24 protein-coding genes are annotated in these 23701 nt (G+C 71.2%); 10 read left to right on the top strand and 14 right to left on the bottom strand.

Annotated elements, in window-relative coordinates:
• Nucleotides 1-172: 172 nt before the first annotated feature.
• From KBY32_RS10775 to KBY32_RS10765, 3 genes are read right to left on the bottom strand one after another with little or no spacing between them, the layout of a single operon-like run.
• Nucleotides 173-988 (bottom strand): DUF4253 domain-containing protein, encoded by an 816-nt coding sequence (locus KBY32_RS10775; RefSeq protein ID WP_210979729.1) that lies wholly within the window; start codon nt 986-988, stop codon nt 173-175.
• Nucleotides 989-1036: 48 nt separating this feature from the next.
• Nucleotides 1037-1888, bottom strand: a complete 852-nt coding sequence (locus KBY32_RS10770) for an XRE family transcriptional regulator (RefSeq protein WP_210979728.1) — start codon at nt 1886-1888, stop codon at nt 1037-1039.
• The gene (locus KBY32_RS10765; RefSeq protein WP_210979727.1) at nt 1885-2652 is read right to left on the bottom strand and encodes a peptidoglycan-binding protein; all 768 of its coding nucleotides are present in this window, start codon (nt 2650-2652) and stop codon (nt 1885-1887) included. Before KBY32_RS10765 ends, KBY32_RS10770 begins: the two co-directional genes overlap by 4 nt.
• Before the next feature lie 321 nt (nt 2653-2973).
• Here KBY32_RS10765 and KBY32_RS10760 point away from each other — a divergent pair, with 321 nt between their 5' ends.
• Nucleotides 2974-3411: a peptidoglycan-binding protein gene (locus KBY32_RS10760; RefSeq protein WP_055622685.1), complete on the top strand. Its 438-nt coding sequence runs from the start codon at nt 2974-2976 to the stop codon at nt 3409-3411.
• An 83-nt stretch (nt 3412-3494) separates the two neighbouring features.
• Here KBY32_RS10760 and argS read toward each other — a convergent pair whose 3' ends face one another.
• Nucleotides 3495-5252, bottom strand: a complete 1758-nt coding sequence (argS, locus tag KBY32_RS10755; protein WP_210979726.1) for an arginine--tRNA ligase — start codon at nt 5250-5252, stop codon at nt 3495-3497.
• Between the two features lie 144 nt (nt 5253-5396).
• Here argS and lysS point away from each other — a divergent pair, with 144 nt between their 5' ends.
• Entirely contained in the window at nt 5397-7136 is a 1740-nt protein-coding gene (gene lysS, locus KBY32_RS10750) for a lysine--tRNA ligase (protein WP_210979725.1), read from the top strand.
• Between the two features lie 61 nt (nt 7137-7197).
• Here lysS and KBY32_RS10745 read toward each other — a convergent pair whose 3' ends face one another.
• The 3 genes from KBY32_RS10745 to KBY32_RS10735 form a co-directional block, all read right to left on the bottom strand.
• Nucleotides 7198-8523, bottom strand: a complete 1326-nt coding sequence (locus tag KBY32_RS10745) for a DUF2637 domain-containing protein (RefSeq protein ID WP_055622683.1) — start codon at nt 8521-8523, stop codon at nt 7198-7200.
• 167 nt (nt 8524-8690) lie between these two features.
• A complete protein-coding gene (locus KBY32_RS10740; protein WP_247689231.1) occupies nt 8691-9584 on the bottom strand; it encodes a DUF3558 family protein in 894 nt (297 codons plus the stop codon).
• 137 nt (nt 9585-9721) lie between these two features.
• Entirely contained in the window at nt 9722-10543 is an 822-nt protein-coding gene (locus KBY32_RS10735; RefSeq protein WP_055622681.1) for a hypothetical protein, read from the bottom strand.
• Nucleotides 10544-10759: 216 nt separating this feature from the next.
• Between KBY32_RS10735 and KBY32_RS10730 the strand changes: the two genes are divergently transcribed.
• The gene (locus tag KBY32_RS10730; RefSeq protein WP_108708124.1) at nt 10760-11953 is read left to right on the top strand and encodes an RtcB family protein; all 1194 of its coding nucleotides are present in this window, start codon (nt 10760-10762) and stop codon (nt 11951-11953) included.
• A 45-nt stretch (nt 11954-11998) separates the two neighbouring features.
• Here KBY32_RS10730 and KBY32_RS35650 read toward each other — a convergent pair whose 3' ends face one another.
• Together KBY32_RS35650 and KBY32_RS10725 are read right to left on the bottom strand one after the other, a co-directional pair.
• Nucleotides 11999-12124: a hypothetical protein gene (locus tag KBY32_RS35650; RefSeq protein ID WP_282107984.1), complete on the bottom strand. Its 126-nt coding sequence runs from the start codon at nt 12122-12124 to the stop codon at nt 11999-12001.
• The gene (locus tag KBY32_RS10725) at nt 12121-12900 is read right to left on the bottom strand and encodes an SDR family NAD(P)-dependent oxidoreductase (protein WP_210979723.1); all 780 of its coding nucleotides are present in this window, start codon (nt 12898-12900) and stop codon (nt 12121-12123) included. The genes KBY32_RS35650 and KBY32_RS10725 overlap by 4 nt, the downstream gene beginning before the upstream one ends.
• A 104-nt stretch (nt 12901-13004) precedes the next feature.
• Here KBY32_RS10725 and KBY32_RS10720 point away from each other — a divergent pair, with 104 nt between their 5' ends.
• Nucleotides 13005-13439, top strand: a complete 435-nt coding sequence (locus KBY32_RS10720) for an ester cyclase (RefSeq protein WP_055622677.1) — start codon at nt 13005-13007, stop codon at nt 13437-13439.
• Between the two features lie 19 nt (nt 13440-13458).
• On the opposite strand, the gene KBY32_RS10715 is transcribed toward KBY32_RS10720, so the two are convergent.
• Both KBY32_RS10715 and KBY32_RS10710 read right to left on the bottom strand, forming a co-directional pair.
• Nucleotides 13459-13794 carry a YnfA family protein gene (locus KBY32_RS10715; protein WP_055622676.1) on the bottom strand — a complete coding sequence of 112 codons (336 nt, stop codon included), beginning with the start codon at nt 13792-13794 and terminating at the stop codon, nt 13459-13461.
• 29 nt (nt 13795-13823) lie between these two features.
• Nucleotides 13824-14234 (bottom strand): helix-turn-helix domain-containing protein, encoded by a 411-nt coding sequence (locus tag KBY32_RS10710; protein WP_055622675.1) that lies wholly within the window; start codon nt 14232-14234, stop codon nt 13824-13826.
• A 128-nt stretch (nt 14235-14362) separates the two neighbouring features.
• On the opposite strand from KBY32_RS10710, the gene KBY32_RS10705 reads away from it, so the two are divergent.
• A complete protein-coding gene (locus KBY32_RS10705; protein ID WP_210979722.1) occupies nt 14363-15253 on the top strand; it encodes an NADP-dependent oxidoreductase in 891 nt (296 codons plus the stop codon).
• A gap of 40 nt (nt 15254-15293) precedes the next feature.
• On the opposite strand, the gene KBY32_RS10700 is transcribed toward KBY32_RS10705, so the two are convergent.
• Nucleotides 15294-16106 (bottom strand): helix-turn-helix domain-containing protein, encoded by an 813-nt coding sequence (locus tag KBY32_RS10700; RefSeq protein WP_210979721.1) that lies wholly within the window; start codon nt 16104-16106, stop codon nt 15294-15296.
• 112 nt (nt 16107-16218) lie between these two features.
• Here KBY32_RS10700 and KBY32_RS10695 point away from each other — a divergent pair, with 112 nt between their 5' ends.
• From KBY32_RS10695 to KBY32_RS10675, 5 genes are all read left to right on the top strand, one after another.
• Nucleotides 16219-16815, top strand: a complete 597-nt coding sequence (locus tag KBY32_RS10695; RefSeq protein WP_210979720.1) for a TIGR03086 family metal-binding protein — start codon at nt 16219-16221, stop codon at nt 16813-16815.
• A gap of 105 nt (nt 16816-16920) precedes the next feature.
• Nucleotides 16921-18015 carry an LLM class flavin-dependent oxidoreductase gene (locus KBY32_RS10690; RefSeq protein WP_055622671.1) on the top strand — a complete coding sequence of 365 codons (1095 nt, stop codon included), beginning with the start codon at nt 16921-16923 and terminating at the stop codon, nt 18013-18015.
• A complete protein-coding gene (locus KBY32_RS10685) occupies nt 18012-18611 on the top strand; it encodes an FMN reductase (protein ID WP_210979719.1) in 600 nt (199 codons plus the stop codon). Before KBY32_RS10690 ends, KBY32_RS10685 begins: the two co-directional genes overlap by 4 nt.
• 111 nt (nt 18612-18722) lie before the next feature.
• Entirely contained in the window at nt 18723-19451 is a 729-nt protein-coding gene (locus KBY32_RS10680; protein ID WP_210979718.1) for a response regulator transcription factor, read from the top strand.
• Complete coding sequence (locus tag KBY32_RS10675; protein WP_308293690.1) at nt 19452-20903, top strand: HAMP domain-containing sensor histidine kinase; 1452 nt, start codon at nt 19452-19454, stop codon at nt 20901-20903.
• Between the two features lie 311 nt (nt 20904-21214).
• On the opposite strand, the gene KBY32_RS10670 is transcribed toward KBY32_RS10675, so the two are convergent.
• Nucleotides 21215-22342 carry a three-Cys-motif partner protein TcmP gene (locus KBY32_RS10670; protein WP_210979717.1) on the bottom strand — a complete coding sequence of 376 codons (1128 nt, stop codon included), beginning with the start codon at nt 22340-22342 and terminating at the stop codon, nt 21215-21217.
• Between the two features lie 99 nt (nt 22343-22441).
• The gene (locus KBY32_RS10665) at nt 22442-23197 is read right to left on the bottom strand and encodes a DUF5131 family protein (protein ID WP_210979716.1); all 756 of its coding nucleotides are present in this window, start codon (nt 23195-23197) and stop codon (nt 22442-22444) included.
• Nucleotides 23198-23701: the final 504 nt, after the last annotated feature.

Genomic DNA, 23701 nt, shown 5'->3' with positions numbered 1-23701 from the left:
ACGCGATCGTGGGACGGCGGGACGGCGGCGTCCATATCGCGGAAGGCTCGTTGTAGAGGGCATATGGATCACCGGGCTGCCCGGCCGACCCGACCGCCCCGCCCGTCGCCTCGGGAACAGTCGGGGTAGACGGCGAGCTCTCTCGACGACCCTCAGCCCGGGGGGCCGGGGGTCAGTCCCACCAGAAGTGCCAGGCCGGCCGGCCCAGCACCCGGGTCTCGGCGTAGGCGCGGACGCTCGGGTCGCCGCTCTGCAGGATGTTGTCCGGGCAGAACGCGAAGTGCTCGGCGGCCACGGCCTCCGCCTCGGCCAGGGTGAGCGGCGGGGCCGCGACCGAGACCAGCAGCTGGTCGAAGCCGAGCGCCACCACGCGTATGCCGAAGCGGTCCTCCCAGGAGCGGAGCACCGCGCACAGCCGCGCGGTGTCGCCCTCGTGGTTCACCGGGCCCGACCAGCCGATCGCCGCCGGAACGTCCGCGCTGCGGCGGGCCGGGACGAGGGCCAGACGGGGGTCCTCCAGCAGGCCGCCGCTCTCCACCAGATCGTCCACGATCCCCATGGCCACCGCGTCCGGGTCGTCCGGCGCGTCCGGGTCGGGGTCGGCGGCCGCGGTGGCGTCGGTCAGGCCGGGCCACTCCCGGCCGGTCTCCCCGGCCGCGTACTCCTCCCAGAGGTCGGCCAGCACCTCGTCCGCGTCATGGTCCCCCGGGTACGACATCGCGTCGGGCGCCAGCTCCCAGTGCTGCGGGCCGCCCTGCCCGCCGCCCGCGTCGACGACGACCGGCAGCAGCCCGGCGGAGCGCCGGGCCGGCGACAGCGCGGCCCAGTCGCCGGGCGCGGCCTGCGCGTCCGCCAGCCACAGCAACGGCTCGTGCCACGGGCCCTGGTGGGTGGTGTCGACGAGCCGCCCGGACGGGAGTCGGAGACCGAGCGCGGCACCGGTGGGGTCGCCCGTGAGCTTCGGCAGCGGGTTGGGAAGAGTCGCCATGCCGGTGACTGTAGGGGGCCCCACTGACAATGCCCTGGGTGCCGGGGCTCAGCGTGCGACGCGGCTGTCGAAGCACTCCTCGCCGCCGCCCGCCGCCGGGTCGAAGCAGGCCCGGACGACGCTGCCCGGGCCGGCCGCGGTCATCGGCGTGTAGACGTACGAGTCCGCGTCGACGCCGTCCTCGATCCGCACGCTGCGCACCCGCCCGTCCGCCGCCCCGCGGTGCCGGGCCGCCGACATCTCCAGCCGGTCCCCGATCCGCGTCCCCCACATCCGCGCCCAACTCGTCCCGCACTCATGGCTGTAGCGCAGCTCCAGCCAGGCGCCCGTCGCCGTCCGGTACGCGGCGAGGGTCTGCGGAGAGGCCGCACACTTCATGTGCATCGGGCTCTTGCCCTCGCACACCACGCCCTGGCAGCGCGGCCCGGTCGTGGACGGCGCCGGCGCGGCCCCCGGCCCACCGTCCCGGCCCGGCAGCAGCAGGGCCACCGCGGCGACGGCCCCGAGGATCACGGCGGACACCGCCGCGAGCACGGCCGCGAGGGTCGCCCGGCGGTGTGCGGAGTTCTGCTCCAGCGGGGTCCGCTGCTCGGCGGGCGCGGGCGCGGGTTCCGGTGGTGGGGCGGGCTCAACTCGGCCGCTCCCCTCCGACTCGGCGATCTCCCACAGCGCCAGGCAGCGCCCCTCCGGTTCCCCGGCGAGACGGCACAGCTCCCGTACCGCCTCGCGCGGTGGCAGCGTCCGGCCGTTGAGGTAGCGGTCCCAAGAGGACTTGCTGAACGTGGTCTTGGCGGCGAGACCGGCCAGGCTCAGCCCGGTGCGGTCCTTGAACTCCCGTAGCGCGGACGCCAGCCGGGCCCGTTCCGGCGACGGGGACGGCGATGGTGACGGCGCCGTCATCCCCGGAGCGCCTTCCAGGTGTGCGGACCGACGATGCCGTCCACCACGAGACCGTCCCGCCGCTGAAGGGCCTCGACCGCTCGCCGCGTCACCGGACCGAAGATCCCGTCGACGGCGCCCGGCGCGAGCCCGGCCCGGCGCAGCAGGCACTGGGCCTCGGCGACGTCCGGCCCCGCGTGGCCCTGGGCCAGAATGGCGTCCCGGGTACGGCTGAGGCCCGCGTACCAGCGGCCGTCGAAGCGTTCGAGGCGGCAGGTGTAGAGCGGTGCCGTGGGCGAGGCGGACGCCGACGACGGCACGTCGGTCGCCACGAGTGTCGCGGGCGGCCCGTCCTGCTCGCGTCCGCTCAGCCGTACGGCGAGGAGCACGGTCGTGGAGAGCGCCAGCACGAGCGCCACGGCCCCCGCGATCAGGGCGACCCGCGCCGAACGGCCGGGCGGGGGCGGGCCCTCGGGGGCGTCCTGCGCCACGGGCGGTTCCGGTGGACCGGCGCGTCCCCTGCGCCACGCCTCCGCCGCCACCTCGTGCAGCGCGAGCAGCCGCGTCGGATCCTCGCCCACCGCCGCCGCCAGCGCCGCGACGGCCTCCCGGGGCGGCAGCGAACGGCCCCCCAGATACCGCTCCCAGGACTTCTGGCTGTACCCCGTCCGCGCCGCCAGCTGCCGCAGACTCAGCCCGCTGTGGTCCTTCAGCCGGCGCGTACACACCACGAACCGGCGTACCCGCGGATCCAGTTCCGCGGGCAGCGCTGCCCAACGCGACATGTTCCCCCCATTCGCGTTCACGGTGTGGGCCCGCGGTCCGTGGTCAGTGGCCCCCGGCGCCCCCGCCGCATTGTGCATCAGCGACCACGGTCCGCAACGGAATCCGGTTCCGGCAGCCGTGGAGATTCGGCCACCGCCCGGCCGCGGGCGTCCCGCCGTGACGTCCCGCGGGACCGCGTTCGCGCAGGTCGGCGGGTGGGACGTCCCACGGCGACGTCACTTCGGCGGAGACCGTGGCACCCGGTCCCGGGCAGCCCCCAGGCTCGTATCGCCAGCCAGGCGGCACCCGCCGCCGGCCGACCGAGATCGAGAGGGACACGTATGCGACCGAATGTCTGGACCAGGACCCTCGTCAGCGTCACCGCCGTCGTCGGCCTCGCCGCCGGCAGCCTCGCGACCGCCGGGACGAGCTTCGCTGCGCCGGACACCCAGCCGGCGGTGAGCTCCGACGTGAGCGTCCTCGCGGTGAACAACCTCGGACTGACCTCGGCCGAGGCGAAGAAGGTCCAGAGCTGGCTCAAGGAGTACTGGGGCTACACGGGGGCGATCGACGGGCAGCTCGGCACCAACAGCTGGAAGGCGTTCCAGCGCTGCCTCAAGGAGTACTGGGGCTACACCGGCTCGATCGACGGCGTCGTCGGGCCGAACACCATCAAGGCGCTGCAGCGTCTGCTCAGGAACTACGGCTACACCGGCGCCATCGACGGGATCGCCGGGTCCGGGACCAAGGCGGCGTTCAAGCGGTTCGCCAACGCCTGACGGCAGCCCGGCACTTCACGGACGCGGCCCGTCCTCTTCCGTATCGGAGAGGACGGGCCGCGTGCCCGCGTGTGCGGGCGAGGTCAGAGGCGCTCGGGCGTCCGGATGCCCAGCAGGGCCATGCCCCGGTGCAGGGTGCGGGCCGTCAGGTCGCACAGGAACAGGCGGTTCTCCACCTGCTCCGACGTCTCGGCCTTCAGGACCGGGCACTTGTCGTAGAACGTCGTGTACAGCGACGCCAGTTGGTACAGGTACGCGGCCACCTTGTGCGGGGCGTACTCCGCCGCCGCCTCGAAGACCGTGTCGCCGAACGCGTCCAGGTGCAGGCCCAGCGCCCGCTCCGCCGGGTGCAGCTCCAGCTCGGGGTGCGCGGCGGGCCGGACGTCACCGGCCTTGCGCAGGATCGACTGGATCCGGGCGTAGGCGTACTGGAGGTAGACGGACGTGTCGCCGTTCAGCGAGACCATCTGGTCCAGGTCGAACTTGTAGTCCCGGTTGGGGGACGTGGACAGGTCGGCGTACTTCACCGCGCCGATGCCCACCTGCGCGGCCCGCTCCTGGATCTCGTCCTCGGTGAGGTCCTGGGCCTTCTCCCGGACGACCTCGGCGGCCCGCTGCACCGCCTCGTCCAGCAGGTCCTCGAGCCGTACGGTCTCGCCCTCACGCGTCTTGAACGGCTTGCCGTCCGCGCCGAGCACGGTGCCGTAGCCCATGTTGTGCGCGGTGACGTCGTCGCCCAGCCAGCCCGCCCGGCGGGCGGTCTCGAAGACCATCTTGAAGTGGAGCGACTGACGCACGTCGACGACGTACAGCAGCGTGGTCGCGTGCAGGTCCTGGACGCGGTTGCGGATCGCCGTCAGGTCGGAGGCCGCGTAGCCGAAGCCGCCGTCCGCCTTCTGCACGATCAGCGGGACCGGCTGGTCGTCCTTGCCCCGGATGTCGTCGAAGAACACGACGAGCGCGCCCTCGGAGCGGACCGCGACGCCCATCTCCTCCAGGAGGCGGGCCGTCTCCGGCATACCCTCGTTGTACGCGGACTCGCCGACGATCTCGTCGTCGCGGATCTCCATGTCCAGCTTCTCGAAGACCGAGTAGAAGTAGACCTTCGACTCGTCCACGAACTGCTGCCACAGCTCCAGGGTCTCCTTGTCGCCGGACTGCAGGGCGACGACCCGCTTGCGCGCCCGCTCCTTGAAGTCGTCGTCGGCGTCGAAGAGCGCCCGCGAGGCCTTGTAGACGCGGTTCAGGTTCGACATGGCCTCCTGGCCGTCGACCTCCGACGGCGGCGCCAGCTCGCCCGGGTGCTCCATCAGGTACTGGATGAGCATGCCGAACTGCGTGCCCCAGTCGCCGATGTGGTGCCGGCCGATCGTCTTCTCGCCGGTGAAGTCGAGCATGCCGCGCAGGGCGTCGCCGATCACCGCGGAACGCAGATGGCCGACGTGCATCTCCTTGGCCACGTTCGGCTGGGCGTAGTCGATGACCGTGACGCCGGGCTCGGCCTTGGGCGCCACACCGAGCCGGTCGCCGTCGGCGTACCGCGCGGCCAGGTTCTCGGTGATGGCGCGGTCCGCGAGCGTGATGTTGAGGAAGCCGGGGCCGGAGACCTCGACGTCCTTGATCACGTCACCGGTGGTGAGGCCCGCGACGACCTGGGTGGCCAGCTCTCTCGGGTTCGACCTGGCCTTCTTGGCGAGCGCGAGGATGCCGTTCGCCTGGTAGTCCGCCCGGTCGCTGCGTCGGAGCAGCGGGTCGACGTCGGTCGCCTCCGGCAGGGTGGCCGAGAGGGCGGACGTGAGCTGCTGCTCGACAGAAGCGCTGAGGGGCGTGACCGAGGCCATGGGATGGGGTGCCGTTCTCCTCGTCGGACGGATAGACCCAGCCAGTATCCCATGCGTGGTAAAGCCGTTTTCTCGAGCACGATGCCGTCTGGGAGAATGACGTGTCGGCCGTGGACCGTGCGGCTGTTCTGGAGAAAGAAGGACGTGCCGATCGTGGCTCAGAGCACCGAGACCACCGACTGGGTCTCCCGTTTCGCGGATGAGGTCATCGAGGAGTCGGAGCGTCGGGCCCCGGGCAAACCGGTCGTCGTCGCGTCCGGCCTCTCCCCCTCGGGACCCATCCACCTGGGCAACCTGCGCGAGGTCATGACCCCGCACCTGGTCGCCGACGAGATCCGCCGCCGCGGGTACCAGGTGCGCCATCTGATCTCCTGGGACGACTACGACCGCTACCGCAAGGTGCCGGCCGGCGTCCCCGGCGTGGACGACTCGTGGGCCGCGCACATCGGCAAGCCGCTGACGTCCGTGCCCGCCCCGAAGGGCTCCCCGCACCCGAACTGGGCGGAGCACTTCAAGGCGGCGATGGTCGAGTCGCTCGCCGAGCTGGGCGTGGAGTTCGACGGCATCAGCCAGACGGCGCAGTACACCTCGGGCGTCTACCGCGAGCAGATCCTGCACGCCATGAAGCACCGCGGTGACATCGACGCGATCCTCGCCCAGTACCGCACCAAGAAGGCACCGGCGAAGAAGCAGCAGAAGCCCCTCGACGAGGCCGAGCTGGAGGCCGCCGAGGGCTCCGGCGCCGCCGCCGAGGACGACGGCAGCTCCGGCTCCGCCGGGTACTTCCCGTACAAGCCGTACTGCGGCAACTGCGAGAAGGACCTGACCACCGTCACCTCGTACGACGACGACACCACCGAGCTGTCGTACACGTGCGACGAGTGCGGCTTCGCGGAGACCGTGCGGCTCGAGGAGTTCAACCGCGGCAAGCTGGTCTGGAAGGTCGACTGGCCGATGCGCTGGGCCTACGAGGGCGTGATCTTCGAGCCGAGCGGTGTCGACCACTCCTCGCCGGGCTCGTCGTTCCAGGTCGGCGGGCAGATCGTCGGCATCTTCGGCGGCAAGCAGCCCATCGGCCCCATGTACGCGTTCGTCGGCATCTCCGGCATGGCCAAGATGTCGTCGTCCAAGGGCGGGGTGCCCACCCCGGCCGACGCGCTGAAGATCATGGAGCCGCAGCTGCTGCGCTGGCTGTACGCCCGCCGCCGGCCCAACCAGTCCTTCAAGATCGCCTTCGACCAGGAGATCCAGCGGCTCTACGACGAGTGGGACAAGCTCGACGCCAAGGTCGCCGACGGCACCGCGCTGCCCGCCGACGTGGCCGCGCACTCCCGTGCCGTGGGCACCGCCGCCGGTGAGCTGCCGCGCACACCGCGCCCGCTGCCGTACCGGACGCTCGCGTCCGTCGCGGACGTCACCGCCGGGCACCAGGACCAGGCGCTGCGCATCCTCTCCGAGCTCGACCCGGAGAACCCGCTGTCCGACCTGGACGAGGCCCGCCCGCGCTACGACAAGGCCGAGGCCTGGATCAACACGCACGTGCCCGCCGACCAGCGGACCATCGTGCGCGAGGAGCCCGACGCCGAGCTGCTGAAGTCCCTCGACGAGGCGTCCCGGCAGTCGCTGCGGCTGCTGCTCGACGGGCTCGCCGAGCACTGGTCGCTCGACGGTCTGACCCACCTCGTGTACGGCGTGCCCAAGGTGCAGGCCGGCTTCTCCGCGGACGCCACGCCCAAGGAGCTGCCGCCGGAGATCAAGACGGCCCAGCGGTCGTTCTTCGCCCTGCTCTACCACCTGCTGGTGGGCCGGGACACCGGGCCGCGGCTGCCCACGCTGCTGCTGGCGGTGGGTCAGGAGCGGGTGCGGCACCTGCTCGGCGCCTGACCGGACCTACGGAAGAGGGGCCCTCGATCCCGAGGGCCCCTCTTTTGACGTCCTTGCGCGGTCAGGCGATGTGCTCGTCCGTCAGCTCCGCGTTGAGCCGGTTGGAGAACCGGTTCATCATGCGCTTGACCTCGGCCTCGTCCAGGCTCACGCCGTACGTGGCCTCGACGTCGGCGATGAAGCCGCGCGGCGTCGGCGCGCCGTTCCCGCCCTTGATCGACTCACGGAAGACCTGGTAGTAGTCCTCCTCCGACGGCTCCCGGGCCGGTGTGCCGCCGCCCTCGCCGAGCTGCCGGGTCCGGGCCGACGTCACCGGGATCGGGAACGTGCCGGTGTCCTCGGGGGAGGGCTCCTGAAGCGGGGGCTCCTCCTCGTACTGGTCCCGGTACTGGTCGGCCTGCTGCTGCTCCGCGTACCAGTCCTCCAGGTGGCCCTGGGGGTCGTACTGGGCGTCGTAGCCGCCGTGGTACTCGACCTGCCGGGGGGTGTTGAACCAGTCCTGCACGTACTCCGGCTCGGCCTCGGGCTCCGGCGGGCCCGCCGGGCGCGGGTACCGCTCGTCCACGGGGCCCGCCTGCCGGGGGATCGGGACGGCCACCGCGGCACGGCCGGAACCGGCGCCGTCCAGGGCCGCCGGGCCCGCCGGCGCGGACACCGCGTCCCGGGTCTGCTGCGGCGCCGGGGGCAGCAGCGCGGGCTCGATGCCCGCCGCCGCGAGGCCCGCCGGGGCGGTGTCCGCCAGCGGGACGCCGTAGCGCGCAAGACGCAGCGGCATCAGCGACTCCACCGGGGCCCTGCGGCGCCAGGCCCGGCCGAAGCGCGAGCGCAGCCGCGCCTGGTAGACCAGCCGCTCCTGCTCCAGCTTGATGACCTGCTCGTAGGAGCGCAGCTCCCACAGCTTCATCCGGCGCCACAGCAGGAAGGTCGGCAGGGGCGAGAGCAGCCACCGGGTGAGGCGGACGCCCTCCATGTGCTTGTCGGCGGTGATGTCGGCTATTCGGCCGATCGCGTGCCGCGCCGCCTCGACCGACACCACGAACAGGATCGGGATGACGCCGTGCATGCCGACGCCCAGCGGGTCCGGCCAGGCCGCCGCGCCGTTGAAGGCGATCGTGGCGGCCGTCAGCAGCCAGGCCGTCTGGCGCAGCAGCGGGAAGGGGATGCGGATCCACGTCAGCAGCAGATCCAGGGCCAGCAGGACGCAGATGCCCGCGTCGATGCCGATCGGGAACACATAGCTGAAGTTCCCGAAGCCCTTCTGGATGGCCAGTTCGCGGACGGCCGCGTACGAACCGGCGAAGCCGATACCGGCGATGATCACGGCGCCGAAGACGACCACGCCGATGAGAACGCGGTGCATCCGAGTCAGCTGCGGTGGCCCGGCCACTCGTACTCCCCTCCCCATGGCTGTTGTTGCGCGCAACAGAGTGGCACATCCGGAAGGCGCCCGTGCCCCCGGACCGGCACGAGCCCGGTCCCCCAGGGGAACCGGGCCCGGTCAACCTCCCCCGCTGAGCTGCGTGTTGTGACGCAGCGGTGGGCGGGGTGTGACAGTCAGCTCTTCTTGGACGCTGACGGGGAAGGGGAGCGCGACGCGTCCTTCGACGGCTCGGCCGAGGGAGACTTCGACGCCGGCTTCGAAGGGGCGCTGCTCGGCGTGCCCGCGTCGCCGCCCGCGCCGTTGGCCTTCGCGACCGCCGCGACGGCCTCCTTGAGCGCCTTCTGCGCCAGCTTGTTCAGCTTGTCGCCGTCCGGGGTCTTCTCGCCGGCCAGGCCGGCGCCGTTGTAGTCGACGGTGACCACGACGTTCTCGGTGCGTGCCACGACCGTCTCCTGCTTGAAGGACCCCTCCTTCTTCTTCAGGTCGTAGCGCACGGCCGTCGCCTCGTCGCCGACTCCCTGCACGGGCTGCGACTTCGTGTTCTTCGCGCCGGTCACCGAGCGGGCGTCCTGCGCCTGCGTGCGGTAGTACTCCTGCGCCAGCTTGTCGCCGGCGCCGCGCGCGGCGTCCGACTCGAAGCGCAGCAGGGAGACGTTGAGCCAGCGGAACTGCGAGCCCTTCACACCGTTGTTGTCGAGGCTGCTCCAGGAGCAGGAGCCGCGCGTCGAGGTGTCGTCGGACGAGCCCTTCTTGCCGGACTTCGCCTTCGGCACCAGGTCGTCCAGCGTCTTCTCCGACAGCACCTTGCACGCCTCGGGAAGCGACTTGTACACGGCGGCCTGCACGGTCGGCGAGGCGCTCGCGGACTTCGACGCCGAGGTCGTCGCCCCGCCGTCGTCGCCACCCTTGGGCGCCTTGTCGCCGGAACCGGAGTCCGACGAGCAGCCCGCGGCGATCAGCATCACGGGGACGGCGGCGGCGCAGACAAGGGCCCGGCGCAGACCCCTCGCCCGCTGCTCGCGCTGGTCACGCCGGTCAATCTGATCTCGCATCGCTGCTCGCTGCATGGTTCCTTCACTCATGACTGCCACTCGGAGTTTCTGCGGTCGGATCGGGTCCGAGGGGCCACGGTACGCGGTGAAGAAGCTGTGTGGTCTCGTTTCGATTACGTCGCGGCGAGGGGTGAAGGGGTGCGCGGGAGGCGCTAGTCACCCAGTGCGTCGGCCAGTTGCGCCGCCAGTTTCTGGGCCCTGTCCTGCATTTCCTCGCTGTCGGGCACCGCGCCGACGGTCATCGGCTGCTCCTCGTACTCGACGGTCACGATCACGTTGGACGTGCGGAACGCCACAGTCACCTTGCGCTGCTGGGCGGTCGATCCGGACGTGTTGAGCGCGTCGTCGAGGAACGCCTCGTCCCCGAGGTCCTCCAGGACGCGCGGCTGGAGTTCGGGCGGGGTGCCGCCGGACGCCGAGGTCGAGGGGGACGAGGACCCGGAGGGCGTCGAGGAGGGGGAGCCGGACGGCGAGGCCGAGGAGGAACCGGTCACATCGGGGCTCGGCGTGACGGTGCTCACCGGCTCGGGCAGGTCGGCGGCGTCCCGCTGCTTCGCGAACAGCCGCTCCGCCTCGCTGTCGTCGCTGGTCGCGGTGTCGTAGGCCACCACGCGCTCGAAGTTGACGAAGAGGTGGTCGGTGGCCTCGGCGGACTCGACCTTCCAGCGGCAGCCGACCTTGCGGTCCGTGTCGAAGGTGAGGGTCGGGGTGCCCTCGTACGCCTTCTCGCGGCGCTTCTGGTCCGTCATCTCCCTGATGCCGGGCAGCAGCTCGTCGAGGGTCTCCTCGCCGACCGTGCCGCAGGGCTCGGGCAGATTCCGGTACCGGCCGGGCTCGGCGACGGCGCTGGCCGTGCCGGAGTCGCCGGGGTTGGAGTCGTCGGTGGCGCCGCCCTCGCCGGACCCGCCGGTGCAGCCGGCCAGCAGCACCGCGAGGAGCGCGGCGACGCCGGATACGTACGCCTTCCGCTGCACGGTCAGGCTCCTCTCGACGGTGCGGTGTGGCCGGTGTGTTCGCCGGTCCCTCAGTGTCCGCGCTGGTTAATCGCTTGCCGCGTGGGGGCGCCCCCTGCAGACAATGTGTATCGCACGCATCGCTGTGAACGCCGGTCCGCTGTCCTTTTTCGCCGACCTTGGCGCCAGTTTTGCTATTTCAGACTTGTATGTGTTTTCCGGGGGATTGGGGAAGAGATGTCGTACGTAGAGATGCCGGGTGCGAAGGTTCCCATCCGGATGTGGACCGACCCGGCGACGGTCGAGGAGTCCGCGCTCCAGCAGCTGCGGAACGTCGCGACCCTGCCGTGGATCAAGGGCCTCGCCGTGATGCCGGACGTGCACTACGGCAAGGGCGCGACGGTCGGGTCCGTCATCGCGATGCACGGGGCCGTGTGCCCCGCCGCGGTGGGCGTGGACATCGGCTGCGGGATGTCGGCGGTCAAGACGTCCCTCACGGCGAACGACCTGCCGGGGGACCTGTCGCGGCTGCGGTCGAAGATCGAGCAGGCCATCCCGGTGGGCCGGGGCATGCACGACAGCCCCGTCGACCCGGCGCGGCTGCACGGCTTCGGCACGGCCGGGTGGGACGCCTTCTGGGGCCGTTTCGGCGGGATCGCGGACGCGGTGAAGTTCCGTGAGGAGCGGGCCACCAAGCAGATGGGCACGCTCGGGTCGGGCAACCACTTCATCGAGCTGTGCACCGACACCGAGGGAGCCGTGTGGCTGATGCTGCACTCCGGCTCGCGGAACATCGGCAAGGAACTCGCCGAGTTCCACATCGGCGTCGCCCAGAAGCTCCCGCACAACCAGGGCCTGGTCGACCGCGACCTAGCCGTCTTCATCGCGGACACCCCGCAGATGGCGGCGTACCGCAACGACCTGTTCTGGGCGCAGGAGTACGCCAAGTACAACCGCACGATCATGATGGCCCTGTTCAAGGACGTCGTCCGCAAGGAGTTCAAGAAGGCCAAGCCGGTCTTCGAGCCCGAGATCAGCGCCCACCACAACTATGTGGCCGAGGAGCGCTACGACGGCATGGACCTGCTCGTGACCCGCAAGGGCGCGATCCGGGCCGGCTCCGGCGACTACGGCATCATCCCCGGCTCCATGGGGACGGGCTCGTACATCGTGAAGGGCCTCGGGAACCCGCTGTCCTTCAACTCCGCCTCGCACGGGGCCGGTCGGCGCATGAGCCGTACGGCCGCGAAGAAGCGGTTCTCGACGAAGGACCTGGAGGAGCAGACACGGGGCGTGGAGTGCCGGAAGGACTCCGGTGTCGTGGACGAGATCCCGGGCGCCTACAAGCCCATCGAGCAGGTCATCGACCAGCAGCGGGACCTGGTGCAGGTCGTCGCGAAGCTGAAGCAGGTCGTCTGCGTCAAGGGCTGACCGATCCGCCGCGCACCCGGGCTGCTTCGGCGCGTGGGTCACCGCCTACTTGGGCGCGTGGGTCACCGCGTAGATCATGACGAACGCCACGATGTGGATGCCGAAGAGGAAGTAGGCGAGCCACCACCACATCTGGCGTTCGTTGTGCGGGTCCCTGCCCGCGGGGCTCACCGGGCCTCCCTGTGCACCTTGGTGTTGGACGCCTGGGCCCGGGGGCGGACGACCAGCAGGTCGATGTTCACGTGGCTCGGGCGGGTGACCGCCCAGGTGATCGTGTCGGCGACGTCCTCGGCGGTCAGCGGCTCGGCCACGCCCTCGTAGACCTTCGCGGCCTTCTCGGCGTCGCCGCCGAAGCGGGTCAGCGCGAACTCCTCGGTCCGCACCATGCCGGGGGCCACCTCGATCACCCGCACCGGCCTGCCGACGATCTCCAGGCGCAGGGTCTCCGCCAGGACGTGCGCGCCGTGCTTGGCCGCGACGTACCCGGCGCCGCCCTCGTAGGTGGAGTGGCCGGCGGTGGAGGAGACGACCACCACGGTGCCGTCGCCGCTCGCCTCCAGCCTGGGCAGCAGCGCCTGCGTGAGGTTCAGGGTGCCGATGACGTTCGTCTCGTACATCGTGCGCCAGTCGTCCGGGTCGCCGGTGGCCACCGGGTCGGCGCCGAGGGCTCCGCCCGCGTTGTTGACGAGGACGCCGACCGTGCGGAACGCGGTCGCGAACTCGTCCACGGCCGCGCGGTCCGTGACGTCCAGCTGGTAGGCGGTGGCGGAGTGGCCGGCCGCGGTGATCTCCTCGGCCAGCGCCTCGATGCGGTCCTTGCGGCGGGCGGTGAGGACCACGCGGTAGCCGGCGGCGGCCAGTTGTCGTGCCGTGGCGGCTCCGATTCCGCTGCTCGCACCGGTGACGACGGCGATGCGGGAGGCGGCGGACGGTGCGGCGCTCGGCATGGGTGCTCCTGGTGCGGGGTCGGGTTCACGGGCTGCACGGCCAGGATAGGCGGGCCGTGCGGTGGGACAATGGGATCGGTGATCCTCAGGGCAGGAGGTGGATCATGGGACAGGCACGTGAGGCCATGGACCGGCTGACCGCGGCGATCACCACCGCGGACTCCGCCGCCATCGCCGAGGTCTACGCGAAGGACGCGGTCGCCGTGACACCGGACGGCGGGGAGCTGCACGGCCGTGACGACATCACCGCCTACTGGCGGCAGATGAGCCAGGCGGTACCCGACGGCACCTACGAGTCCGTGCACGCCTACGAGGTCGGTGACACCGCGATCGACGAGGGCGTCTTCCACGGCCACAACACCGGGCCCATCCAGCTGGCGACGGGCGAGACGCTGCCCGCGACCCAGAAGGAGATCAGGATCCGCGGCGTGGACTTCGCCAAGGTCGACGACGAAGGGCGGATCGTCGACTACCGGCTCTACTTCGACGAGATGGAGTTCCTGGGGCAGCTGGGGCTGCTGCCGGACGAGCCGTCCTGAGCCCCCTCGGTGCCGCGGATCAGTTGCCCCGCGGCACGTACATGATGATCGCCATGCCGGCGAGGCAGACCAGCGCGCCCGTGACGTCCCACCGGTCCGGGCGGTAGCCGTCCGCGACCATCCCCCAGGCCAGCGATCCGGCCACGAAGACTCCGCCGTAGGCGGCGAGGATGCGGCCGAAGTTCGCGTCGGGCTGGAGCGTGGCGACGAAGCCGTAGGCGCCGAGGGCCAGTACGCCCGCGCCGATCCACAGCAGGCCGCGGTTTTCGCGCACGCCCTGCCAGACCAGCCAGGCGCCGCCGATCTCGAACAGGGCGGCGACGACGAAGAGGGCGGCGGAACGCAGGATGAGCATGGCCCTCAGCCTGGCATGCCGCTGAGACGCTACGGGGTCTCGGGACCCTCTGCGTCGTAGCGCTCACGGGCCCGGTGCACCTCGTCGAAGTGGGTCTCGGCCCAGTGCTTCACGGCCGTCAGCAGCTGGGCGAGGTTCTGCCCCAGCGCGGTCAGCTCGTAGTCGACGCGCACCGGGACGGACGGGGTGACGGTGCGGGTGAGCAGGCCGTCGCGTTCGAGTGAGCGCAGGGTCTGGGTGAGCATCTTGGGGCTGACGCCGGCGATCTTGCGGCCCAGGTCGCTGTAGCGCAGCGGGCCGGGGGCGAGGGCGGAGACGACGAGGCTGACCCACTTGTCGCTGATGCGGTCCAGGAGCTGGTTGGTGGGACAGCTCTTGAGGAAGGCGTCGTACTCGACGCGGGCCTGCTCGCGCCGCTGGGCCGCCGTCCGGGTCGCCATGACTCACCTCCGGGATATGTACGCACTCTCAGGTAACTACTTACTGCTGGATAGTAACTCTTCTTAGGGTTGTGAGCGCGGGGCGGGAGAACGTCCCCGTGGACGCTGACGAATCTGAGGAGAACGCTGTGCGTGCTGTCGTGGTGGACTCGTTCGGTGGGCCGGAGGTCGTGGAGGTCGTGGAGACCGCGGTACCGGAGCCCGGTGCGAGGGAGATACGGATCAAGGTGGCGGCGGCCGCGCTGAACCCGGTGGACGCGGGGGTGCGCTCCGGAGTCTTCGGAGGCGCGGGGAAGCGGATCGGACTGGGCTGGGATGTCGCCGGCACGGTGGACGCGGTGGGCGTCGCCACCTCGTGGAGTGTGGGCGACGCGGTGGTCGCGCTCGACTACGGGATGGTCAAACCCCTGGGCACCCACGCCGAGTACGTGGTGGTGGACGCGACCGCCGCCGCGACGGCGCCGGTGACCGTGGACGTGGCGCACGCGGCGGCACTGCCGCTGAACGCGCTGACCGCCGCCCAGGCGCTGGACCGGCTGGAACTCGCCCCGGGACGGTCGCTGCTGGTGACGGGGGCCGCGGGGGCGGTCGGCGGGTACGCCGTCCAGCTCGCCGCGCTTCGGGGCATCGCCGTCACGGCACTGGCCCGCGAGACGGATGAGGAGTTCGTACGGTCGCTGGGGGCGGCCGGTTTCACGGCCGCCGACCCCGGGGCCAGGAACTTCGACGCCGTGCTGGACGCCGCCGTCCTGGGCGAACCGGCGCTGGAGTGGGTGCGGGACGGGGGCGCCTACCTCGGCGTCATCCCGCACACGGAGCCCGCGCCGGTGTGCGGGGTGCGGACCGGGGCGGTCGAGGTGAGCGCCGACGGCGCGCGGCTGGCCGAGCTGGTCCGGCTGGTGGACGAAGGCGCGCTGACCCTCCGGGTGGCCGAGACCTACGCCCTGGACGACACGGCGAAGGCGCACGCCCGGCTGGACGAGGGCGGCGTCCGCGGCCGGCTCGTGCTCGTTCCGTAGTCCTGGTGGTCCGCGGCCGGCTCGTGCTGGTCCCGTGGCACTACCGGCTGTCGGCGCGGGCGTAGGCGGTGGGTGACACGCCGATCGTCGAGGTGAAGTCGCGGACCAGGTGGGCCTGGTCGGCGTAGCCGAGTTCCTGGGCGAGGGTGGCCCAGTCGACGTCGGTGCCGGCGCGTTCGAGGGCGTCGTGGATGCGGTACCGCAGGATGCACCACTTGGGGCTGACGCCCACGTACGCGGAGAAGAGGCGTTGCAGGCCTCGCACCGACAGCCCCTCGTCCCGCGCGAGGCCGGCGACGCGGCGGATCGTGCGGTCGGCGCGGATCCGGGCGACCAGGTCGACGGCGAGGTCGGCCTGGGGGTCCGCGGCGTGGGGGAGGGCGAGGAGGAAGGCGTCGAGGGCGGCCACCCGGGCGTCGTCGCCGGCCGGACTCACGATCGTGCGGGCGGTGTCGCCGGTGGCGGCGGGGAAGACCTCCGTGGCGGCGAGGGCGCGGCCCGTCCAGTGGGACACCGGCGCGTCGGGGGCGTGGGGGCGGAAGCCGCCGGGCCGGAACTTCACCCCGCAGACCCGGCCCCGGCCGGTGAGCTTGCGGGTGTAGAGGCCGAGCGCGACGCCGGTGAGCTCCGCGTAGGGGCCGCCCTCGTCCTCGTCCCACTGGAACGTCAGATTGACGGACGGGTGCGGGACGATGTGGGAGGCGTACGGCTCGGGCAGGTCCCAGTCGATCAGCCAGTACCACTCGACGTACCGGCGCAGCGGCTCGGCGGGCGCGTGACGCCGGAACCGGACGCGGCGGAGCAGCCCGGACGGGTCGACGATCCCGCGGGTGTCCTGGCGGGGTGCCTCCATGGCCGGATCGTACGTCGCGTTCGTCGTCGCATTCGCCTTCGCGTTCGTTGTCGCGCTTTGTTGTCGCGTTTGTTCAAGAGGGGCCGCCCTCGGTGTCCCTACGGTCGGGGGCATGGACGCATTCAAGGTGGAGACGTACGGCATCGGCGAGCTGCTGGACCGGGCGTGCGAGCGGGCGGTGCCGGTGGTGCGGGGTGTGCAGGACGGGGCGCTGGGCGCGCGGACGCCGTGTGCCGAGTACGACGTGAAGGCGCTGGTCAACCATCTCTTCCAGGTGGTGGTGCAGTTCCAGCGGCTGGCCGTGCGGGAGGGGGCCGACTTCGGGGAGACCCCGGATCTGGTCGGCTCGGATCCCGCGTGGCGGGAGCGGCTCGCGGAGGAGGCCCGCCGGGCGGTGGCGGCGTGGTCGGCGCCGGGGGTGGAGGACGGGACGACGGGGGCGATGGGGATGCCCGCGCGGCTGGTCGGCGCGATGGTGCTGCTGGACCTCACCGTGCATGTGTGGGATCTGGCGCGGGCGACGGGCCAGGAGTTCCCGGGGTGCGACGAGGCGGTCCTGGCGGAGCTGGCGGGGGCGGTGGAGACGCTGGAGCCGACGGCACGGGCGATGGGGGCGTTCGGGGAGCCCGTGCCGGCGCCCGAGGGGGCGACCGCGTTCGAGCGGCTGCTCGCGCGGACGGGCCGGGATCCGCGGTGGGATCGGCGCTGAGATCCGCGCCGGATCCGCGCTGGGATCCGCGCTGGGAATAGCCCACGGGGGGTCACCGTTCTCCGGGTATAGTTGAACCATAAACAACCTGGAGGGTGAGCGACCATGCAGTTCGGGATCTTCAGCGTCGGCGACGTCACGCCGGACCCCACGACCGGCCGCACGCCGACCGAGCGCGACCGCATCAAGGCCATGGTCGCCATCGCCCTGAAGGCGGAGGAGGTCGGCCTGGACGTCTTCGCGACCGGCGAGCACCACAACCCGCCGTTCGTGCCGTCCTCGCCGACCACCATGCTCGGCTACATCGCGGCCCGCACCGAGCGGCTCGTCCTGTCGACCTCGACCACGCTCATCACCACGAACGACCCGGTGAAGATCGCCGAGGACTTCGCGATGCTCCAGCACCTGGCCGACGGCCGGATGGACCTCATGATGGGCCGCGGCAACACCGGCCCGGTCTACCCCTGGTTCGGCAAGGACATCCGCCAGGGCATCAACCTCGCCATCGAGAACTACGCCCTGCTGCACCGCCTGTGGCGCGAGGACGTCGTGAACTGGGAGGGCAAGTTCCGCACCCCGCTGCAGGGCTTCACCTCCACGCCCCGGCCGCTCGACGGCGTACCGCCGTTCGTCTGGCACGGCTCCATCCGCTCGCCGGAGATCGCCGAGCAGGCCGCGTACTACGGCGACGGCTTCTTCCACAACAACATCTTCTGGCCCGCCGACCACACCAAGCGGATGGTCGAGCTGTACCGCACCCGGTACGCGCACTACGGGCACGGCACCCCCGAGCAGGCGATCGTCGGCCTCGGCGGGCAGGTGTTCATGCGGAAGAACTCCCAGGACGCCGTCCGCGAGTTCCGCCCGTACTTCGACAACGCGCCGGTGTACGGCCACGGGCCCTCGCTGGAGGACTTCACCGAGCAGACGCCGCTGACCGTCGGCTCCCCGCAGCAGGTGATCGAGAAGACGCTCGCCTTCCGCGACTACGCCGGCGACTACCAGCGCCAGCTGTTCCTGATGGACCACGCCGGGCTGCCGCTGAAGACCGTCCTGGAGCAGCTCGACCTGCTCGGCGAGGAGGTCGTCCCGGTGCTGCGCAAGGAGTTCGCCGCCCGGCGCCCGGCCGGGGTGCCGGACGCCCCCACCCACGCCTCGCTGCTGGCCCGCCGGGACGCCGAGGAGGTGACCGTCGCATGAGGCTCGTCGTCGTGTCCGCGGGACTGAGCGTCCCCTCCTCCACCCGGCTGCTCGCCGACCGGCTGGCCGCCGCGACCGGCCGCCAGGCGGACGTGGACGTCGAGGTCGTCGAGCTGCGCGAACTCGCGGTCGAGATCGCGCAGAACCTGACCAACGGCTTCCCCGGGCGCCGGCTGGCCGCCGCGATCGACGCGGTGACCTCGGCGGACGGCCTGATCGTCGTCACGCCGGTGTTCTCCGCGTCGTACAGCGGGCTGTTCAAGTCGTTCTTCGACGTCATCGACAAGGACGCGCTCACCGGGATGCCGGTGCTGATCGCCGCGACCGGCGGCACCGCCCGGCACTCCCTCGTCCTGGACCACGCGCTGCGCCCGCTCTTCGCCCACCTGCGGGCCGTCGTCGTCCCGACCGGCGTGTACGCCGCCTCCGAGGACTGGGGCGCCGAGGGCCTGGACGGACGGATCGAACGGGCGGCCGGTGAGCTGGCCGCGCTGATGCGGGGGCTGTCGGCGACGCGGCGGCCCGCGCCGGACGCCTTCACGGTGGTGCCGTTCGCCGAACAGCTGGCGGCGATGACGGAAGGGTCCGCCAACTGACGGCGACGGTGAGATCACAGAGGGAAGGGCGAGCGTGAGATCCCAGTAAGAAGGGTGAGCGTATGCGGCCCCTCACAGCCCGACCGCCCGGGGCCTTGGCACTATGAAGGCGTGGCCCACACTGTGCTCCTCGCCGAAGACGACCGCGCCATCCGCAACGCGCTGGAGCGTGCCCTGACCCTGGAGGGCTACCGGGTCACCGCGGTCGCCGACGGTGTCGAGGCGCTCGCCCAGGCCCACCGCACCCCTCCGGACGTGCTCGTCCTCGACGTGATGATGCCCGGCATCGACGGCCTCCAGGTCTGCCGGGTGCTGCGCGCCGAGGGCGACAACACCCCGATCCTCATGCTCACGGCGCTCGTGGAGACCCAGGACCGCATCGCCGGACTGGACGCGGGCGCCGACGACTACGTCGTCAAGCCGTTCGACGTCGAGGAGGTCTTCGCCCGGCTGCGCGCCCTGCTGCGCCGCACCGGCGACACCAACGGCGCCCCGGCCTCCGCCGACGCGCCCCGGCAGACCCCCGCCGGCGCCTCCGGGCGGCTCATCGAGGCCGCCGGGCTGCGGATGGACCCGCAGGCGCGGCGCGCCTGGCGCGGCGAACGCGAGCTGGAGCTGACCCGCACCGAGTTCGAGCTGCTGGAACTGCTCGTACGCAACGCCGGGATCGTCCTCGACCACGCCACCATCTACGACAAGATCTGGGGCTACGACTTCGGCCCCGGCTCCAAGAACCTCGCCGTCTACGTCGGCTATCTGCGCCGCAAGCTCGACGCGCCCGGCGCCCCGCAGCTCATCCACACGGTGCGCGGCGTGGGCTATGTGCTGCGGGAGGACTGAGTGGCCGGCCGTGTCCGCCGCCGGCTCGCCCGGCTGCTGACCGGACCCCGGCGCACCGGACTGCTCTCGCTGCGCGGCACCTTCGCGGTGTCCTTCGCCGCCGTCACCGCCGTCGTCACCCTGCTGGTCGGCCTGCTCTCCTACACCGCGGCGGCCCGTCTGGTGCGGGTGGACCAGGAGAGCGTGTTCGACGAGGTCGTGCAGGACCTGCGGGGCGAGGTGCGGCAGCGGCCGATGACGCCGGACGACTTCTCCTCCTCCGCGCCCGGCCACGACCTGGTCCGGCCCGCCCGCACCGATGTGCAGGTGCTGGGGCCCGACGGGGCGGTCGTCGACCCCGGCAGCCCCGGGCTGCCGGTCGAGGCCGCCGACCGGCGGGTCGCGGCCGAGCGGACCGCCGGGCGGATGATCCAGCACCGGGACGTCGACGTCGGCGACGACGTCTACCGCGTCGCCACCGTCGCGCTCGGCGGCGGCCGGGGCGCCGTGCAGATCGCCCAGGAGTTCAGCGACACCGAGGACCTGCTGCGGGCGCTCCAGCAGCGGACGCTGCTGCTGATGTCGGCCATCGTCGTCCTCGCCGGGCTGTTCGGCTGGTGGCTGGCCCGGCGCATCACCCGGCGGCTCGTCGTCCTCACCGCCGCGGCCGAGGACGTCGCCCGCACGCGCCGGCTCGGCATCGAGGTCCCGGTCACCGGCTACGACGAGGTCGGCCGGCTGGGCCGCGCCTTCGACCGCATGCTGGGCCGGCTCGCGCAGTCGGAGGAGGACCAGCGGCGGCTCGTGCAGGACGCGGGGCACGAGCTGCGGACCCCGCTCACCTCCCTGCGCACCAACATCTCCCTGCTGCGCCGCATCGACGAACTGCCGCCCGGCGCCCGCGAGGAGCTGGTCACCGATCTGGGCCAGGAGGCCCGCGAACTCACCGACCTGGTCAACGAGCTGGTCGACCTCGCCGCCGGGCAGTCCGACACCGAGCCCGCCCAGCGGGTGGACCTCGCCGAGATCGCCGAGGACGTGGCCGTGCTCGCCCGGCGGCGCACCGGCCGGCGGATCGTGGTCCGCGCCTGCGGCGACACCAGCCTCACCGGGCGACCGGGGATGCTCCAGCGGGCCCTGACCAACCTCGTGGAGAACGCCGCGAAGTTCGACCGCGACGGCACCGCGCCCATCGAGATCGGCGTCGCCGGGCCCGCCCGCCCCGGCACGGTCCGCGTCGAGGTCCTCGACCGCGGCCCCGGCATCGCCGACGACGACCTGCTCCGCGTCTTCGACCGCTTCTACCGCGCCCCCGACGCACGGTCCCTGCCGGGCTCGGGCCTGGGCCTGTCGATCGTCCGCGAGGTGGCCCTCGCCCACGGCGGCGCCCCGTTCGCGTTCCACCGAGAGGGCGGCGGCACGGCGATCGGCTTCACGGCGGGGCGCCCGGGGGAGACGGGGGCGGTCCGGTAGAGGGCGTGACGCGTCACGCGGACGGCTCCCGCGGGGCACCCGTACGGCACAGGAAAAGGGCGAGGTCCGAAGACCTCGCCCCGCCGTGTCAGCACCCGCTCAGGGCCACACCAGGCAGTACGGCTGGTGCCCCGCCTCGTGCAGGCGGTGCGAGAAGTCCTGCCACTCGTGGAACGATTGGTGACGGGAGGGCGCTGACCTGGGGTTTCGCAGGGAAATGTGCGTTGACCTGAGAAAACTCCTCTCGGTAGTTCTCACGGATCAACGCCGTTTCCCAGGCTCATGTGCCCTGGATGTGCCCTCGCGGCCTCTCACCAGAGGGCGCCTTGCTCGGCTGACGGACGGGTAGTGGGCGGCGTCGCCGCCAGGCTCACTCGCGTCTTGGCGTTGATGGCACGAGGTTCCGTCGTCACGGCGCCCGCCTCACGCAGCTGCCGGACGGTCTCGATCACTTGGGCGGGTCGGTAGACGGTTTCCAAGAGGGCGTATCGCTTGAGCTCGGGGATGGTTCGCCCGCCAGGCGTTTCGGAGATGAAATCGTGCAGGATCCGGCGCAGCGGAGCCGTATCCGGTTCGAATACGAGATCAAGCATCTGCTGTTGGGTGTCCCTGGGGTCGCGGTAGCGGACGCCATACGAAGGGTCCACCTTCCACATGGCGTCCTTCATCTTCTCCAGCCCCAGTTCGTGCTGGGTGCCGAAGATCAGGTAGAGCATCCTGCCGCCCTCGTCGACCATCTCGAAGTACAGCGTGTGCGTGAAGCCTGCCTCGCGCAGCGTGTTCCGGTACTGCTCGCGCAGGAATGTGAACTTGCCTGAGGGAGACTGCTGGAAGACGCCTTGCCACTCCTGGCTGCCGAAGGCTTCGTCGCCGAGCTGGCGGTGGCCGTCGTGCTTCTCGGCGAACCGGGTGAGGAAGCTGGGCTCGAAGGTCACCATCACTTCAGTGCTGGGATGGCGCCCCAGCTCCTGGAGGAGCGAGAAGGGGATGTCGGGTCCGCCGAAGCTGTCCAGTAGGACAAAGAGAGGCTTCCCCAATGCGCCGATGCCCCGCAGCTTCTGCAGGAGGGCCGGGTGGAAATCTCCGTGACGTATGTCGACCGCTATTCGTTTGGTGATGTCGCCCGTTTGCTTGGAGCGGACGAGCTCCATCTGGCGCTGTAACTCCTTGACGCGCCGGGCGTCCTCCTCCATGAGGATCACGCGCATACGTTTCGGGAACCTCTGCAGTGCCTCGGCGAAGACTTCGTAAGCGATGACCGGGGAGCCGGGCTCGCCCTGCTTGTAGACGCCGGCACCCGCGAAGCCTTCGGCGTAACTGATCACGTCGAGCCGTGACAACAGAATCGGCGCCCAGGCTTCCAAGTACCGCTTCAATAAGTCGTGTTTGGCCGCCGTGTGCGGATCGCGTTCCCACACGGCATCCTTCGGTACGGCCACGATCGCTCCCCCTACTCCCGTCGGCCCCGCTGGGGAGAGGGTCACACACCGTTGCCATATGCCACCAGAGTGCGTACGGCGTCTGCTGGACTTTGGCCGTTAATTGGCTGTGACAGGCAGTCGGGGCGGCATCTCGTCCCAGGTCGCTCCGTCGAGTTCGCGGCCCCCTGACTTCGGGCTGCGACCACCCCATTGCTTGAAGAAGAATGGCACTCCGGCGTCGTTGCAGACGTCGCGGATGTCCACCAGCCACTCCTCCTTCACGGGCCGATGGTGGGGCCCGGACTCCCCGCCGGCAATAACCCAGCCGATGCCTTCCAGCTGTAGACCGGTCAGCGGACCGAGCAGAGGCTCACAGGACAGGAAGCGCACGGCAGCGGGAACTTGGCGAAGGTCGTCGACACGATCCAGGTGCTCTGCATCTTCGACGGACACCCCCATCCACAGGTTGGAGGGCCAGTCGAGGTCGCCGGCCACTCGTCGCAGCCTGCGGGCTCTTTTGGTCAGTAGCTGATACGTGTGCTGGGGGGTCTCGGCAATCACCTGGAAGACTTGCCGGACGAAGCCCAAGGGGACCTTGGCGTGGAAGAGGTCGCTCATGGAATTGACGAACACCATCCGTGGGGCCTTCCACTGACGGGGAATGGCCAGTGCGTCAGGGTGAGGAGTGAGGCCGAAGCCCGGGCCTGATGTCCTGGGATCCCCGTCAGTCCGGTACTTGGCAACGCCCATGGCCTTGAGGCGCCTGGATAACGTCAAGGCGTAGCAGTTGTCACACCCTGGGGAGATCCGGTCGCATCCTGTGGTGGGATTCCAGGTCGCCTCGGTCCACTCGATTGTGCTGCGATCGCCCATGGGTCCCCTCCCGTAGCGGGTGGGCCGCTGGTCATCAGCGCTTTCCCACCCGGCGATTCGACTGCGCTGCCTAACGAGCGACGTGCCGAACTGACACGCGATCGCCCCCATACTTCACGTCGAACAGGTGTTCTGTGAAGGGGGTGTTGGGATCGGAAGCCGATGGGTGCGTTCGTCTGAAGGGAAGTTCGGCCTGCGGCTGTGTGCACTACCGGGATCGGCGGTGGATTGCTGAGAGAGGGCGCGGTATGGCGGCCACCTGCCCGGCCGTCCCGATGGCCAGCCGTCGATAGAAGCCGTCCGCCGTTGGTCATCGGCTCATTGCTGAACACCCGCACAGCCCGGCGGCTGTCCAAGGCCTCATGGAGCGCGTGCCGAGCAGTGAACTCGCGCTCTCAGCTTGGGAAGCGACGGCGCTTGCAAATGAGGCACGGCTCCGGACCTGCGCGCATGCTGTCGCGATGGCGCAACTACGCGGCTCGGTCGCGCCGATGTTGACCACGC

The organism is Streptomyces sp. RK62 (genome assembly GCF_018070255.1).
Classification (GTDB): Bacteria; Actinomycetota; Actinomycetes; order Streptomycetales; family Streptomycetaceae; genus Streptomyces; species Streptomyces nigra.
Note: the sequence above shows the minus strand (reverse complement) of the source record. Positions and strands in the feature narration are given on the sequence as shown.